The organism is Clostridium sp. BSD2780061688st1 H5 (genome assembly GCF_005845155.1).
Taxonomy (GTDB): Bacteria; Bacillota; Clostridia; order Lachnospirales; family Lachnospiraceae; genus Claveliimonas; species Claveliimonas intestinigallinarum.
In genome coordinates this window covers 124,891-139,259 of sequence record NZ_SPGT01000004.1, presented here as the reverse complement: position 1 = coordinate 139,259, position 14,369 = coordinate 124,891, and the positions used below count along the sequence as shown (strand labels likewise).

The window sequence follows — 14,369 nt, the reverse complement described above, 5'->3', positions numbered from 1 at the left end:
ATACCTGACAGAAAATTAACATGGATTGTACTCCAAAAGAGACATCTGATCGACAAAAGAGCCCTTGTTTGCAAGGGTTCTTTGTATTATAATGAAAACAGTGAGAAAAAATGGAAAGGAGTCTTTCAGTCATGGGATTTATAGATGAGATGAAAGCAAAAGCAAAAGCAGACAAAAAAACAATCGTTCTCCCCGAGTCCGAGGACGAGCGCACCTACAAGGCCGCTGAGACGGTCCTGAAGGAGGGCATCGCCAACGTGGTCATCGTGGGAAGCCAGGAGGAGATCGAGAAGAATAAGGGAAGCTACGATATCAGCGGCGCGCAGATCGTAGACCCGGCCACAAGCGACAAGACTGCAGGATACATCGCAAAGCTGGTGGAGCTCCGTCAGAAGAAGGGAATGACAGAGGAGCAGGCAAGGGAGATCCTCCTCACAAACTACCTGTACTACGGTGTCATGATGGTGAAGATGAAGGATGCGGACGGAATGGTGTCCGGAGCATGCCACTCCACAGCGGACACACTGCGTCCCTGCCTCCAGATCCTGAAGACAAAGCCGGGCACAAAGCTTGTATCCGCTTTCTTTGTTATGTGTGTGCCGGACTGCGAGTACGGCGAGAACGGCGTGTTCGTATTTGCTGACTGCGGACTGAACCAGAACCCGGCGCCGGAAGAGCTGGCAGCCATCGCGGAGTCCTCCGCTCAGTCCTTCAGGATGCTGGTGGGAGCAGAGCCCAAGGTTGCCTTCTTGAGCCACTCCTCCAAGGGAAGCGCAAAGCATGCCGATGTAGATAAAGTGGTGGAGGCTGTAAAGATCGCCAAGGAGGCCAACCCGGATCTCATGCTGGACGGCGAGCTTCAGCTTGACGCTGCCATCGTTCCCAGCGTAGGAGAGTCCAAGGCGCCCGGAAGCCCGGTAGCGGGACATGCCAACGTGCTGGTCTTCCCGGATCTGGATGCCGGAAATATCGGATACAAGCTGGTGCAGAGACTGGCCAAGGCAGAGGCCTACGGACCCATGACACAGGGTATCGCGGCTCCTGTAAACGACCTGTCCAGAGGCTGCTCCGCAGAGGATATCGTGGGTGTGGTAGCCATCACAGCTGTGCAGGCCCAGAACCAGTAGAGCGGACAATCTGAGAGAAAGTATACGAAAAATTCCGGAGGAGAAAAGAAGATGAATGTATTAGTAGTAAACTGTGGAAGTTCTTCCCTGAAATTCCAGCTGATCAATTACGATAACAGAGAGGTCATGGCAAAGGGTATCTGCGAGCGCATCGGCATTGACGGACGCCTTGTGTATGAGCCGGAGGGCGGCGAGAAGGAAGTGACCGAGGCGGCTATGCCGGATCACACAACAGCCATCCAGATGGTGCTGGACGCCCTTGTGAACGAGAAGACAGGCGTCATCAAATCCCTGGAGGAGATCGACGCCATCGGACACCGGGTACTCCACGGCGGCATGAAGATCACCAACTCTGTTATCATCGACGACGAGGTTATCAAGGTCATCGAGGACTGCGCGGACTTGGGACCGCTCCACAATCCCGCCAACCTGATGGGGATCAACGCCTGCATGAAGCTGATGCCGGGCGTTCCCAATGTGGCTGTCTTTGACACCGCCTTCCATCAGACCATGCCTCCGAAGGCTTATATGTACGGAATTCCGAAGGAATACTATGAGAAGTATGCCATCCGCAAGTACGGCTTCCACGGCACATCACACAAATACGTGTCTGCCCGGACAGCCGCCTTCCTCGGCAAGGACATCAAGGATCTGAAGATCATTGTGTGCCATATGGGCAACGGCGCTTCCCTGTCCGCTGTGAAGGACGGGAAATGTGTGGACACTTCCATGGGACTGACACCTCTCGAGGGCGTGATCATGGGTACCAGGTCCGGTGACATTGATCCGGCCTTTGTAGAGTACCTGTGCAATAAAGAGAACCTGTCTGTGTCTGAAGTGCTCAATATTCTCAACAAGAAGTCCGGTATGCTGGGAATGACAGGCATCTCCAGCGACTACCGCGATGTGTCCGCCGCCGCTGAAGCGGGCAACCAGGACGCCATCAACTGCCTGGAGGCCTACGCCTACCGCATCATCAAGTACATCGGCTCCTACATCGCAGCCATGGGCGGCGTGGACGTGATCACCTTCACGGCAGGTCTCGGCGAGAACGCCATCCCGCTGAGAAAGACAATCTGCGAGGCCTTTAATTTCATGGGACTCGTGTTTGATGATGAGGCAAACAACAGCCGCGGCAAAGAGGTGATCATCACAAAGCCGGAGTCCAAGATCACAGCCTGCGTCATTCCGACCAACGAGGAGATCGCAATCTGTGAAGAAACCGTAGAACTGGTAAAGAAAAACCTTGACAAATAATGGTTGAAAAGATATACTTTATAAAGTGTGGTTAGGAGAGCGTTATGCTGATTGAACTGACAAAGGTTTTAGAGCAGGATGACAAGGTCATCCGGCAGGAAGCACACCTTGAGATGCAGGACATGAGAGTGTCCGGCAGGAAGTACCGGCTCGAGGAGCTGGAGACACCTGTGTTTGAGATCACCAATCTCGGAAAGAAGCAGGTGCAGGTGAAGGGCAGTGCCAAGATAAAGACCGTTGTCCCGTGCGACAGATGCCTGGAGGATGTGGAGCAGATCTTTGATCTCGCCTTTGAGCGGGAGGTAGATATGAAGCTCGACGAGGAAGGGCGCAGACAGTCCGACGAGGAGTACAGCTTCATGGACGGAACCTGTCTCGACACGGATGTGCTGATACGCAACGAGCTCCTGGTCAACTGGCCAATTCGGGTGCTGTGCAGGGAAGACTGCAAAGGTCTGTGCAGCATTTGTGGTGCTAATCTCAATCATGGTGAATGTGGCTGTGACAGAGAGGTATTAGACCCGAGGATGGCAGCCTTTCAAGATATATTCAGCAAGTTTAAGGAGGTGTAAAGTATGTCCATCTGTCCAAAGAATAAAACATCAAAAGCCAGAAGAGATAAAAGAAGAGCTAACTGGAAAATGAGCGCACCGAACCTGGTAAGATGCAGCAAGTGCGGCGAGCTGATGATGCCCCACAGAGTATGCAAGGCATGCGGTTCCTACAACAAGAGGGAGATCATCGCTCAGGACTAATTACAGCTTAGTGAAATGAAGGAGATCAGTAATGGTCTCCTTTATTTTTTTGCGTTTTGTGACTGAAAATGATTGACAATGACCGATATTGAGCGTATTATAGGGGTAAAGATGACTGAAAATGATTGAAACGTGATTGAAAATGACTGAGACGGAGAGGAAGGAGCACATATGCTGGCAGAAGAGAGAATGAACGAGATACTGGCCATCGTGGGCGACAGGGGGACTGTGACCGTGCAGGAGCTGACCCGGATCCTTGACACCTCCGAGTCCACCATACGCCGGGATCTGACGGAGCTTCACAGGCGGGGCAGCCTGGTGAAGGTCCACGGGGGAGCGGCCGCTGTGGGACTTAAGAGTATGACCAAGGATCCCTCCCTGAGCCTTCGGCAGGAGCTGCACAGGGAGGAGAAGGAGAAGATCGCCGCCAGGGCTGCCCGGCTGGTGGAACCGGGAGATTTCATCTACGTGGACGCAGGAACCACCACAGAGCTCTTCGCGGGGAGGATCAGGGGCAGGGACGTAGTCTGCGTCACCAACGCCATCAGCCATGCCAGAGAGCTGATGAAGCAGGGGGCCCGGGTCTTCCTTCTCGGAGGGGAGCTGAAGGCGGTGACAGAGGCCATCGTGGGAGCCGAGGCCGTGGAGTGCCTGAAAAAGTATAATTTTACAAAAGGATTTTTCGGAGCAAACGGGGTCGACCGGGAGAGAGGGATGACCACTCCGGACCTGACAGAGGCCCTGGTGAAGGCGGAGGCCTTCCGCAGGTGCAAAGAGCGCTATGTGCTGGTGGACAGCTCCAAGCTGGGACAGATATCCGGCGTCACCTTCGGGGAGGCGGATGAGGGGATCATCCTGACGGCCAGCGCCGCGGGAACTGAGTTTGAAGGCAGAGAAAATATCATGGAGGTGGAATAGACAATGATCTACACAGTCACATTTAACCCGTCCCTGGACTATGTGATCTCCCTGGATAAACTTGAGAAGGGGCAGATCAACCGGACCAGGCAGGAGCATATTTACCCGGGAGGAAAGGGCATCAACGTGTCCGTCATCCTCTCCAATCTGGGGTACAGCAGCGTTGCCCTTGGCTTTGAGGCGGGATTTACCGGGAAGACGCTGCGGGAGATGCTGGATCAGTTCGGATGCCAGACAGATTTCATCCACCTGGATGAGGGGATGACAAGGATCAATGTAAAGATCAACGCTGGGGAGGAGACAGAGATCAACGGCCAGGGCCCTGCCATCCCGGAGAGGGCGGTGGAGGAGCTCTACGGAAAGCTGGACGCGCTGCAGGCGGGGGACTACCTCGTGCTGGCGGGCAGTATTCCGGACTGCCTCCCCTCAGACATGTATGAGCGCATACTGGAGCGCCTGGAGGGAAGGGGCATCCACTACATCGTGGACGCCACAAAGGACCTGCTCCTGAATGTGCTGAAGTACCACCCCTTCCTGATCAAGCCGAACCAGCACGAGCTGGGCGACATGTTCGGAAGGACACTGACCACGGAGGAGGAGATCATCGCCCACGCCAGACTACTCCAGGAGATGGGAGCCCGCCATGTGCTGGTGTCCATGGCGGGGGACGGAGCCATCCTGGTGCCCGAGGACGGGGAGGTGATCCGGGAGCGGCCGCCAAAGGGAGAGGTGAAAAACTCTGTGGGGGCCGGGGACTCCATGGTGGCCGGCTTCCTGGCCGGATATCTGGGCACGGGAAGCTGCGAAAAGGCCTTCCGCCTGGGCCAGGCGGCCGGCAGCGCGACAGCCTTTGACTACTGGCTGGCGGACAGAGCCAGCATCGTATCCCTTTTGGGAGAACCAGCGGACAGCTATGGACTGTAGAGGAGTGTGGAAAAGATGAAGATTACAGATTTACTGAAAAAAGAGAGCATAGAGCTGAACGGAAACGTGCAGACAAAGGAGGAGGCCATCAACCAGATGGTGTCCCTCATGGTAAAGGGTGGAAATATCCAGGACGTGGAGATCTACCGGAAGGGCGTTTTTGCCAGAGAGGAGGAGGGCACCACAGGCATCGGCGAGGGGATTGCCATTCCCCACGCGAAATCGGACGCGGTGAAAGCCCCCGGCCTGGCCGCCATGGTAGTACCGCAGGGCGTGGACTATGAGGCGCTGGACGATGAGCCGGTACACCTGATCTTTCTCATAGCCGCCCCCAACACAAAGGACAACGTGCATCTGGACGTGCTCAGCAGGCTGTCTACCCTCCTCATGGACGACAGCTTCCGAGAAAATCTTTTAAAGGCGGAGACGCCGGAGGAATTCCTGGGCTATGTGGACCAGGCGGAGAAGGAAAAGTTTGCCGAGGAGGAGAGAAAGGCGAAGGAAGAGGAGGAGACGGCAAGGACCACCGGCTTCCAGATCCTGGCCGTCACCGCCTGTCCCACAGGCATCGCCCACACCTACATGGCGGCGGAGAGCCTGGAGAAGAAGGCGAAGGAGATGGGCTGCACCATCAAGGTGGAGACCAACGGCTCCGGCGGTGACAAGAATGTGCTGACAGCGGAGGAGATCGCTGCCTGCCAGTGCATCATCGTGGCTGCGGACAAGGAGGTGCGGATGGCCCGCTTTGACGGGAAGCCGGTCCTTGTGACCAAGGTGGCGGACGGCATCAATAAGCCGGAGGAGCTGATCACCAGGGCACTCAGCGGATCCGTCCCCGTGTACCACAGCAAGGGAGGAGAGGAGGAGACCTCCTCTGTAGAGGGCGAGAGCCTGGGAAGAAAAATTTATAAAAGCCTGATGAACGGCGTTTCCCACATGCTGCCCTTTGTCATCGGCGGAGGCATCCTCATTGCCCTCTCCTACCTGGTGGACGGGGCGAACGCCGGTACGGCGGACTTCGGAAACGGCACCCCGCTGGCCCATTTTCTGAACCTGGCGGGCAACACCTCCTTCAGCATGATGTTCCCCATCCTGGCCGGGTTTATCGCCATGGCGGTGGGAGACAGGCCGGCTCTGATGCCGGGTATCGTGGCAGGTCTTCTTGCAAAGGCCGGAACCTCTGTCTTCCTTCCGGAAGACCAGTGGATCGCCTCCGGATTTTTCGGGGCCCTGGCAGGCGGCTTCATCGCCGGCTACCTGATGGTCCTGATCAAAAAGCTGCTGGAGAAGCTGCCCAAACCCCTGGAGGGGACGAAGCCGGTCCTTCTCTATCCGTTCCTGGGGCTTCTCGGCATCAGCGCCATCATGATCTTCCTCATCAACCCGCCTCTTGGAGCCTTCAACACCTGGCTCAACAACAGCCTGGCGGGGATGGGAGAGTCCAGCAAGATCCTGCTGGGGATTGTGCTGGGCGGCATGATGTCCATCGACTTTGGCGGCCCCTTCAACAAGGCGGCCTACGTGTTCGGGACAGCCTCCATCGCGTCAGGACAGTTTGACATCATGGCGGCTGTCATGATCGGCGGCATGACCCCGCCTATCGGCATCGCCCTGGCAACCACCTTTTTCAAGAACCGGTTTACAAAGAGTGAGCGGCAGACAACCGTCACCAATTACATCATGGGACTGTCCTTTATCACAGAGGGGGCTATCCCCTTCGCCGCATCAGATCCTTTAAGGATCATCCCTCCCTGCGTGGTGGGCTCAGCGGTGGCGGGAGCTCTGTCCATGGCCTTTGGCTGCGGATCAAGGGCGCCCCACGGCGGACTCTTTGTCATCGGTATCATCGAGAACGCGCCCATGTTCCTGGTGGCTCTGGTGGCCGGAGCCGTCGTCACCATGATCGGCATCGTGCTTCTGAAGAGGCCGCTGAAGGAGGAGGCGTAGCCTCGTTGCAGGAAAATTTTTAAAAATCCCCTTTTGAAAATTCGGGAAAATTTCATTATAATATAAGTACAACGAGTGGCTTTCAGGCGTAATTCCAGTTGCGCCTGAGGGCCACTCGTCATTTTCAGAAAGAGAGGTAGGACAAGTGAAACGAGTAAAAGCCGCCTGCATCTGTCAGACACTTCACTTCATGCTTATGGTGAAGATCATCAAGCAGTACAATTCCAGCCCGGTTGGAAATTATCTGGACTAAGTGAAAAACCTCTTTCTTTTTTGCGAGTTAAACTGCTAAATTGTTTGAAATTCCGCGAAAGTAGTGTATAATAAAATCAGAATACGTGAAAATTCTAACCAACAGCAAAAGCAAGAAAGAAAGAGGGTTCCATCATGGGAAGATATTATCGGTTAACAAAAAAGATCTCGGACGAGATGGCGCAGGAAATCCTGAAAGAGCTGCAGGAGCTTGAGAATGTAAAAAGCGTAGGCTTTTCAGAGGACCTGTCATTGCTGAAGGTTGAGACAAAGAACGGTCTGTTCCCTGAAGTTATGAACCGGGCAGTCAACATCTGCCGGCGCATAGGAGGAGGCTGTGACCTGAGCTTTGCCGGATTTGTCTGCTAGGGAGCCTGAAGGATCGATTTGCAAAGTGAAAACGGTTGAAACCGAAATAGGATTGCGCCTGGTGCGCAATCTCTTTTATAACCAAAATGTTATAGTATGAAGTATACAGATAACAATTTGGGTGGTTCCGCTTCGCGGAAAATACAGACAAGGCGGGAGGACAGGATATGGACAGCGCATGTGTATCTGAAAGGACCAGGACAATTCTCTGGCCCGATTTTGCGGCCCACTTTAAGAGCGCCACAAGCCGGGCTTCCTACTGGAGCGACCTGTGCGAGTTTTCCAGGATTGCCGGAAAGGACATCACGGAGGCCGGTGCGGCGGATGTACAGAGATACTACGACATCATGGCGGAGAAGACGAGGAGGGGAGAGCTGCAGCCCGGGACACCGGCGAAGAAGTTCCGGGAGCTCCACTCCATTGCGGATTTTCTCAGCCGGGAGAGGGAGCGGTACGGCCTGCCGGAGACCTTTCAGGACTATTTCTATCCCTACCTGCCGCGCCTGGCCAGGCAGGAGAAATACGCCCGGGTCATCCCGGTGGAGGATGTGGACAGGCTTTTTAAAGCCGCGGAAGAAGACCGGATGGCCTACACCATTTTTGTGCTCATGTACCGAGTGGGGCTCTCCTCCACAGAGATATGCGGCCTCTCCCCGGGGGATATAGGGATTTACGAGAACGGGGCCTTTGTGGAGCCGGAGGGGAGGCGCAGCGGTGTGTATGTCCCCGACGACGCCCTGGCCGTGCTGGAGAGCTACTTGGGGCAGAGGGAAGAGCGGCCCTTCCTCTTCTATAACAGGAGGGGCGGCCGGCTGAACACCATGTATATTTCCAGACTTATGAAAAAGTACACTGCCCTTGCGGGCATACCGTCCTACAGCAGCCAGATGCTGCGCAGCGCCTGCGCCTACAATCTGTTTTCCTACGAGGCCAGCCCCGGGCAGGTGGCGGCCCAGCTGGGGACGACGGACACCCACGTGAAGCGGTACAGAAAGATGGCCTACAAGGAGGAGCTGTCGCGGGCCGCCGGGAGCCTGGTGAAGATCCGGGTGGAACGGCCTCTGTAGGTCTTTTCCCCTTTCCGCTAACATCCCGTAAACAAATTATTGATTTTTGGGATAATGTCTAGTAGAATATTTCTAGTAGTTATGGAGGAAAGAAAAATGGCAGAACTTACAAAAATTGCCCTTGACGCCATGGGCGGTGACAACGCCCCGGTGGAGATGGTCAAGGGCGCGGTTGATGCCCTCTCCAGGGAGAAGAGCATCAAGGTGTATCTTGTAGGACAGGAAGAGGTTGTCAGGAAAGAGCTGGAAAAATATACGTTTGACAGCGACAGAATAGAGATTGTGAATGCCACAGAGGTTATCGAGACGGCGGAGCCCCCGGTCAACGCTATCCGGAAAAAGAAGGACTCATCCATTGTGGTGGGCATGAAGATGGTCAGATCCGGCGATGCCGACGCCTTCGTGTCGGCCGGCAGCTCAGGAGCTGTGCTGGTGGGAGGACAGACCATAGTGGGAAGGATCAAGGGAGTGGAGCGGCCGCCCCTTGCGCCCCTCATCCCCACGGAGAAGGGAGTCTCCCTTCTGATCGACTGCGGCGCCAACGTGGATGCCCGCCCTTCCCATCTGGTTCAGTTCGCCAAGATGGGCTCTATCTATATGGAGCATGTGATGGGAGTGAAGAACCCAAAGGTTGCCATCGTCAATATCGGAGCTGAGGAGGAGAAGGGCAACGCCCTGGTGAAGGAGACCTTCCCCCTCCTGAAGGCGGCAAAGGGCATCAACTTTACCGGAAGCATAGAGGCAAGGGAAATTCCCCACGGCCAGGCGGACGTCATCGTCTGCGAGGCCTTTGCCGGGAACATTATCCTGAAGCTGTTCGAGGGTGTGGGAGCTGTGCTGATCAGCAAGGTGAAGGAGGGCATGATGAGCAGCCTCCGCAGCAAGATCGGCGCCCTTCTGGTGAAGCCGGCCCTCAAGGAGACGCTGAAGGGCTTTGACACGAGCGAGTACGGCGGAGCGCCGCTGCTTGGGCTGAAGGGGCTCGTGGTGAAGACCCACGGAAGCTCAAAGGCGAGAGAGGTATCCAACTCCATCCTCCAGTGCCTGACCTTCCGGGAGCAGAGGATCAATGAGAAGATCCAGGAGTGTATTCAGGCGGATGACTCGTCCGATGAATAGATATAAAGCAATATAAAGGAGATGAAGAAAATGGAATTTGAAAAATTACAGGAAATTATCGCTGATGTACTTAATGTGAACGCAGATGAGATCACAATGGAGACAAAGTTTGTGGATGACCTGGGAGCGGACTCCCTGGATATTTTCCAGATCATCATGGGGATTGAGGAAGCATTTGACATTGAGATCGACAATGATGACGCAGAGAAGATCGTGACAGTGGGAGACGCTGTAGAGCAGATCAAAAACGCAACAAACTAGGCAGAAAGGAGAAAAAGCCCGGATGCGGGCTTTTTCTTTTATGAGGGTTTATATGAGTCGGAAATTAAAAGAGCTGGAAGAGCAGATCGGGTACACGTTCCAGGATCCCAAGCTCCTCCGGCGGGCTATGATGCACAGCTCCTATGTGAATGAGAAGCATCTGCCCAAGTACGAGTGCAATGAGAGACTGGAATTCCTGGGGGACGCGGTCCTGGAGCTGGTGTCCAGCGAATTTTTGTTTCACGAAAATGAAAGGATGCCTGAGGGAGAGCTGACGAAGACAAGGGCGGCTATGGTCTGCGAGCAGGCGCTTGCCTTCTGCGCGCGCCAGATCCATCTGGGCGAGTATCTTCTCCTTGGAAAAGGGGAGGACATGACAGGCGGAAGAAAGAGGGACTCTGTCACATCGGACGCCATGGAGGCGCTGATCGGAGCCATCTATTCAGACGGTGGTTTTGCTAGCGCAAAAGAGTTTATACACAGGTTTGTTCTGAACGACCTGGAGCACAAGAAGCTCTTTTATGATAGCAAGACTATCCTGCAGGAGCTGGTGCAGGCCGCCTTTGAGCAGCCGGTGGCCTATGAGCTCACCGGGGAGGAGGGGCCGGACCACGATAAGACCTTCCATGTGGAGGTCCACATCGGGGAGGAGGTCTACGGCACCGGAAGCGGGAGGACCAAGAAGGCGGCCGAGCAGGAGGCGGCCTACAGGACTATCCTGCTCCTGCACAAAAGGAATATAAAGTAGGTGTTACATGTATTTAAAAAGTATCGAGATACAGGGCTTTAAATCGTTTGCAAACAAGATCGTATTCGATTTTCATAACGGGATTACCGGGATCGTGGGCCCCAACGGAAGCGGGAAGAGCAATGTGGCGGACGCTGTGCGCTGGGTTCTTGGCGAGCAGCGCGTCAAGCAGCTGCGCGGCGGCAGCATGCAGGATGTCATCTTCTCCGGGACGGAGAACCGCAGGCCTTTAAGCTACGCCTCCGTGGCCATTACCCTGGACAATTCGGATCATCAGCTCCCTGTGGACTACGAGGAGGTCACGGTCACAAGAAAGCTGTATCGATCCGGGGAGAGCGAGTATCTCCTGAACGGCAGTCCCTGCCGTCTGAAGGACATCAATGAGCTGTTCTACGACACCGGCATCGGCAAGGAGGGCTACTCCATCATCGGGCAGGGCCAGATCGACAAGATCCTAAGCGGCAAGCCGGAGGACAGAAGAGAGCTCTTCGATGAGGCGGCGGGCATTGTGAAGTTCAAGCGCAGAAAGAATATGTCCGTCAAGAAGCTGGAGGATGAGAGGCAGAACCTTCTCAGGGTAAACGATATCCTCGCCGAGCTGGAGAGGCAGATCGGCCCCTTAAAAAGGCAGGCCGAGGTGGCAAGGGAGTACCTGCAGAAGAAGGAGCAGCTGAAGACATTTGACATCAACATGTTTCTTCTGGAGACAGAGCGCCTGAAGGAGCAGATCAGCGAGACTGAAAAAAAGCTGTCTGTTTCCCGGGAAGAGCTTCAGGAGGCGGACGCTTCCTACAGCGCCATGAAGGAGGAGTACGAGGCCATCGAGGCCCAGGTGGACGAGATCGACGACTCCATCGAGAAGGCCAAGGGCCAGTTAAATGAGACCAATCTCCTGAAGCAGCAGCTGGAGAACCAGATTGAGCTCTTAAAGGAGCAGATCAACAGCGCCCGGATGACGGACGAGCATTTCGGACAGCGATACCAGACCATTCAGCATGAGATCCAGGAGAGAAAGGATCAGCTCCTTCAGTTCCAGAAGGAGAAGGAGGAGATTGCCGGGGAGCTGCGGGAAAAATCCGCGGCCAGAGAAAGGGCCAGGGAGCGTCTCATCGAGGTGCAGAGCCGCATCGCCGGACTGACGGACCAGGTGGAGAAGAGCAAGAATGACATCATAGAGATCCTCAACAGCAGAGCCTCCACCCAGGCCAAGATCCAGCGCTACGATACCATGATGGAGCAGATCCAGGTGCGCAAATCCCAGATGAACCAGCGGCTCATCAGGGCCAGAAGTGAGGCTGAGGAAGAGCAGAGGAACGCGCAGGAGCACAGGGAGAAGCTGGAGGAGATCTCGGAGAAGATCCGAGGCCTTTCCGATGAGAACAAGGCCTGTGAGCAGAAGATAGAGAGACTGCAAAGGGAGCTCTCCGGACAGACGGAGAAGCTGCGGGTGGGGCAGACCGCCTACCACAGGGAGGAGTCCCGCCTGGAGTCCCTGAAAAATATCACCGAGCGGTATGACGGCTACGGCGGCAGCATCCGCAGGGTTATGGAGCAAAGAGAAAAGGAAAAAGGCATCCTGGGCGTGGTGGCGGACATCATCAAGGTGGACAAGGAGTATGAGATTGCCATTGAGACCGCCCTTGGAGGCAGCATCCAGAACATTGTCACAGACACGGAGGAGACGGCCAAGAGGATGATCGATTTCCTGAAGAAGAACCGGTATGGGAGGGCTACCTTTCTCCCGCTTACAGGCATCGGGGGAGGCAGGGGCATATCCCGGCCGGAGGCGCTGAGGGAAAAGGGGGTTGTGGGCCTTGCCAACACCCTCGTAAAGGTGGAAGAGCAGTACCGGGGCCTGGCGGAGAACCTGCTCGGCAGGACGGTCGTGGTGGACAATATCGACCACGGCATCGCCATTGCCCGGAAATACAGGCAGACCCTCCGCCTGGTGACTCTGGAGGGAGAGCTTTTGAACCCCGGGGGCTCCATGACAGGAGGAGCCTTTAAGAATTCCAGCAATCTTCTGAGCCGAAGAAGAGAGATCGAGGAATTTGAAAAGACCGTCCGCCGTCTGAAAAAGGAGATGGAGGAGATGGAGGCCTCTGCGGACAGCATCCGGAAGGAGAGGGCTGCCTGCTATGAGACGATAGATGAGATCCAGCAGAAGCTCCAGAAGGCCTACGTCATCCAGAACACAGCCAAGATGAACCTGGATCAGTCCCAGGAGAGGATACAGGCTGCCCTGGAGACTTCCCGGGCCATCCAGAGAGAAAGCCAGGAGCTGGATCAGCAGATCACGGACATCAGCAACAACCAGGAGTCCATCACGGTGGAGCTGGATACCTCCACAGCTCTGGAGCAGGATATCACCCGGAAGACGGAGGAGGATCAGCGGCTTCTGGAGCAGGAAAAGGAAGAGGAGATCCGCTGCCAGAAGGCCTCCGAGGAGGCGCAGCTGGCCTTTGCGGGTCTGGAGCAGAAGCACACCTTTATCCTGGAAAATGAGGAGCGTATCCAGGAGGAGATCGCCAAGTTCGAGGAGGAGCAAAGAGAGCTGGGCGAGAACAAGGAGGACGCCTCCCGGGAGATCCAGGACAAGGAGGAGCAGATCCGAAAGATACGGCAGACCATTGAGGACTCAAAGGAGCTGTTCCAGGAGATCGAGGAGCAGATCCAGGAGAGCGTGAAGCAGCGTGAGGAGCTGAGCCAGAAGCACAAGTCCTTCCTCGGGAAGCGGGAAGAACTCTCCAGGCACATGGCGGACCTGGACAAGGAGATCTTCCGCCTGGAGAGCCGGAAAGAGGGCTTTGAGGAGGCCTCGGAAAAACAGATCAACTACATGTGGGAGGAGTATGAGATCACCTACAGCCACGCCATGGAGCTGCGGGACAAAAACCTCACGGACCTGGCCTACATGCGCAGGCAGATCCAGACTCTGAAGAGCGACATCAAGGGCCTTGGCTCTGTCAATGTGAATGCCATTGAGGACTACAAGGACGTGTCCGAGAGGTACGAGTTCCTGAAAGGGCAGCACGAGGACCTGGTGGAGGCGGAGGCCACTCTGGAGAAGATCATCGCGGAGCTGGACGAGGCCATGCGCAGGCAGTTCACAGAGCAGTTCGCACGTATCGCCCAGGAGTTTGACAAGGTGTTCAGGGAGCTCTTCGGCGGCGGCAAGGGAACGCTGGAGCTGATGGAGGACGAGGACATCCTGGAGGCGGGCATCCGTATCATCGCGCAGCCGCCAGGCAAGAAGCTGCAGAATATGATGCAGCTCTCGGGAGGCGAGAAGGCGCTGACTGCCATTTCCCTTCTGTTTGCCATCCAGAACCTGAAGCCCTCCCCCTTCTGTCTGCTGGATGAGATCGAGGCGGCCCTGGACGACTCCAACGTGACCCGGTTCGCCCAGTATCTCCACAAGCTGACGAAGAACACCCAGTTCATCGTCATCACCCACAGGAGAGGGACTATGACAGCGGCGGACAGGCTGTACGGTATCACCATGCAGGAGAAGGGAGTCTCCACCATGGTTTCTGTCAGCCTTCTGGAAAATGAACTGAATGAGATGGAGAAGCAGCATCAGCAATAAAGGAGAGGCGGCATCAAAAAGAAAAAGGAGCAGGAA

The 14,369-nt window shown here is 55.5% G+C and carries 13 protein-coding genes; all 13 read left to right on the top strand.

Features of this window, described 5'->3' with window-relative positions; all coding sequences use genetic code 11:
- Window positions 1-110 precede the first annotated feature (110 nt).
- On the top strand, window positions 111-1,127 hold the full coding sequence (gene pta / locus FGQ86_RS04290; RefSeq protein WP_255349842.1) for a phosphate acetyltransferase: 1,017 nt from the start codon (window positions 111-113) through the stop codon (window positions 1,125-1,127).
- Between the two features lie 51 nt (window positions 1,128-1,178).
- Window positions 1,179-2,384 (top strand): acetate kinase, encoded by a 1,206-nt coding sequence (locus FGQ86_RS04285; protein ID WP_033124611.1) that lies wholly within the window; start codon window positions 1,179-1,181, stop codon window positions 2,382-2,384.
- Between the two features lie 44 nt (window positions 2,385-2,428).
- Window positions 2,429-2,956 (top strand): DUF177 domain-containing protein, encoded by a 528-nt coding sequence (locus tag FGQ86_RS04280; RefSeq protein ID WP_033124612.1) that lies wholly within the window; start codon window positions 2,429-2,431, stop codon window positions 2,954-2,956.
- Between the two features lie 3 nt (window positions 2,957-2,959).
- A complete protein-coding gene (gene rpmF, locus FGQ86_RS04275; RefSeq protein ID WP_033124613.1) occupies window positions 2,960-3,139 on the top strand; it encodes a 50S ribosomal protein L32 in 180 nt (59 codons plus the stop codon).
- Window positions 3,140-3,310: 171 nt separating this feature from the next.
- Entirely contained in the window at window positions 3,311-4,057 is a 747-nt protein-coding gene (locus FGQ86_RS04270) for a DeoR/GlpR family DNA-binding transcription regulator (protein ID WP_033124614.1), read from the top strand.
- Window positions 4,058-4,060: 3 nt separating this feature from the next.
- Window positions 4,061-4,981 (top strand): 1-phosphofructokinase, encoded by a 921-nt coding sequence (pfkB, locus tag FGQ86_RS04265; protein WP_033124615.1) that lies wholly within the window; start codon window positions 4,061-4,063, stop codon window positions 4,979-4,981.
- Between the two features lie 15 nt (window positions 4,982-4,996).
- Window positions 4,997-6,928 (top strand): fructose-specific PTS transporter subunit EIIC, encoded by a 1,932-nt coding sequence (locus tag FGQ86_RS04260; RefSeq protein WP_033124616.1) that lies wholly within the window; start codon window positions 4,997-4,999, stop codon window positions 6,926-6,928.
- Between the two features lie 387 nt (window positions 6,929-7,315).
- Window positions 7,316-7,549 (top strand): hypothetical protein, encoded by a 234-nt coding sequence (locus FGQ86_RS04255; RefSeq protein WP_033124617.1) that lies wholly within the window; start codon window positions 7,316-7,318, stop codon window positions 7,547-7,549.
- A 167-nt stretch (window positions 7,550-7,716) separates the two neighbouring features.
- Window positions 7,717-8,616: a tyrosine-type recombinase/integrase gene (locus tag FGQ86_RS04250; protein ID WP_138303066.1), complete on the top strand. Its 900-nt coding sequence runs from the start codon at window positions 7,717-7,719 to the stop codon at window positions 8,614-8,616.
- Between the two features lie 96 nt (window positions 8,617-8,712).
- Entirely contained in the window at window positions 8,713-9,735 is a 1,023-nt protein-coding gene (gene plsX, locus FGQ86_RS04245; RefSeq protein WP_138303065.1) for a phosphate acyltransferase PlsX, read from the top strand.
- 30 nt (window positions 9,736-9,765) lie between these two features.
- Window positions 9,766-9,996: an acyl carrier protein gene (acpP, locus tag FGQ86_RS04240; protein ID WP_033124620.1), complete on the top strand. Its 231-nt coding sequence runs from the start codon at window positions 9,766-9,768 to the stop codon at window positions 9,994-9,996.
- Window positions 9,997-10,048: 52 nt separating this feature from the next.
- The gene (gene rnc, locus FGQ86_RS04235; RefSeq protein ID WP_138303064.1) at window positions 10,049-10,744 is read left to right on the top strand and encodes a ribonuclease III; all 696 of its coding nucleotides are present in this window, start codon (window positions 10,049-10,051) and stop codon (window positions 10,742-10,744) included.
- Between the two features lie 7 nt (window positions 10,745-10,751).
- Window positions 10,752-14,333 carry a chromosome segregation protein SMC gene (gene smc, locus FGQ86_RS04230; RefSeq protein WP_138303063.1) on the top strand — a complete coding sequence of 1,194 codons (3,582 nt, stop codon included), beginning with the start codon at window positions 10,752-10,754 and terminating at the stop codon, window positions 14,331-14,333.
- The last annotated feature ends 36 nt before the right edge of the window (window positions 14,334-14,369 follow it).

What these genes read in the sequence shown, in the direction of transcription:
- pta (WP_255349842.1), top strand. Translation starts at nt 111, where the DNA reads ATGGAAAGGAGTCTTTCAGTCATGGGATTTATAGATGAGATGAAAGCA.
- FGQ86_RS04285 (WP_033124611.1), top strand. Translation starts at nt 1,179, where the DNA reads ATGAATGTATTAGTAGTAAACTGTGGAAGTTCTTCCCTGAAATTCCAG.
- FGQ86_RS04280 (WP_033124612.1), top strand. Translation starts at nt 2,429, where the DNA reads ATGCTGATTGAACTGACAAAGGTTTTAGAGCAGGATGACAAGGTCATC.
- rpmF (WP_033124613.1), top strand. Translation starts at nt 2,960, where the DNA reads ATGTCCATCTGTCCAAAGAATAAAACATCAAAAGCCAGAAGAGATAAA.
- FGQ86_RS04270 (WP_033124614.1), top strand. Translation starts at nt 3,311, where the DNA reads ATGCTGGCAGAAGAGAGAATGAACGAGATACTGGCCATCGTGGGCGAC.
- pfkB (WP_033124615.1), top strand. Translation starts at nt 4,061, where the DNA reads ATGATCTACACAGTCACATTTAACCCGTCCCTGGACTATGTGATCTCC.
- FGQ86_RS04260 (WP_033124616.1), top strand. Translation starts at nt 4,997, where the DNA reads ATGAAGATTACAGATTTACTGAAAAAAGAGAGCATAGAGCTGAACGGA.
- FGQ86_RS04255 (WP_033124617.1), top strand. Translation starts at nt 7,316, where the DNA reads ATGGGAAGATATTATCGGTTAACAAAAAAGATCTCGGACGAGATGGCG.
- FGQ86_RS04250 (WP_138303066.1), top strand. Translation starts at nt 7,717, where the DNA reads ATGGACAGCGCATGTGTATCTGAAAGGACCAGGACAATTCTCTGGCCC.
- plsX (WP_138303065.1), top strand. Translation starts at nt 8,713, where the DNA reads ATGGCAGAACTTACAAAAATTGCCCTTGACGCCATGGGCGGTGACAAC.
- acpP (WP_033124620.1), top strand. Translation starts at nt 9,766, where the DNA reads ATGGAATTTGAAAAATTACAGGAAATTATCGCTGATGTACTTAATGTG.
- rnc (WP_138303064.1), top strand. Translation starts at nt 10,049, where the DNA reads ATGAGTCGGAAATTAAAAGAGCTGGAAGAGCAGATCGGGTACACGTTC.
- smc (WP_138303063.1), top strand. Translation starts at nt 10,752, where the DNA reads ATGTATTTAAAAAGTATCGAGATACAGGGCTTTAAATCGTTTGCAAAC.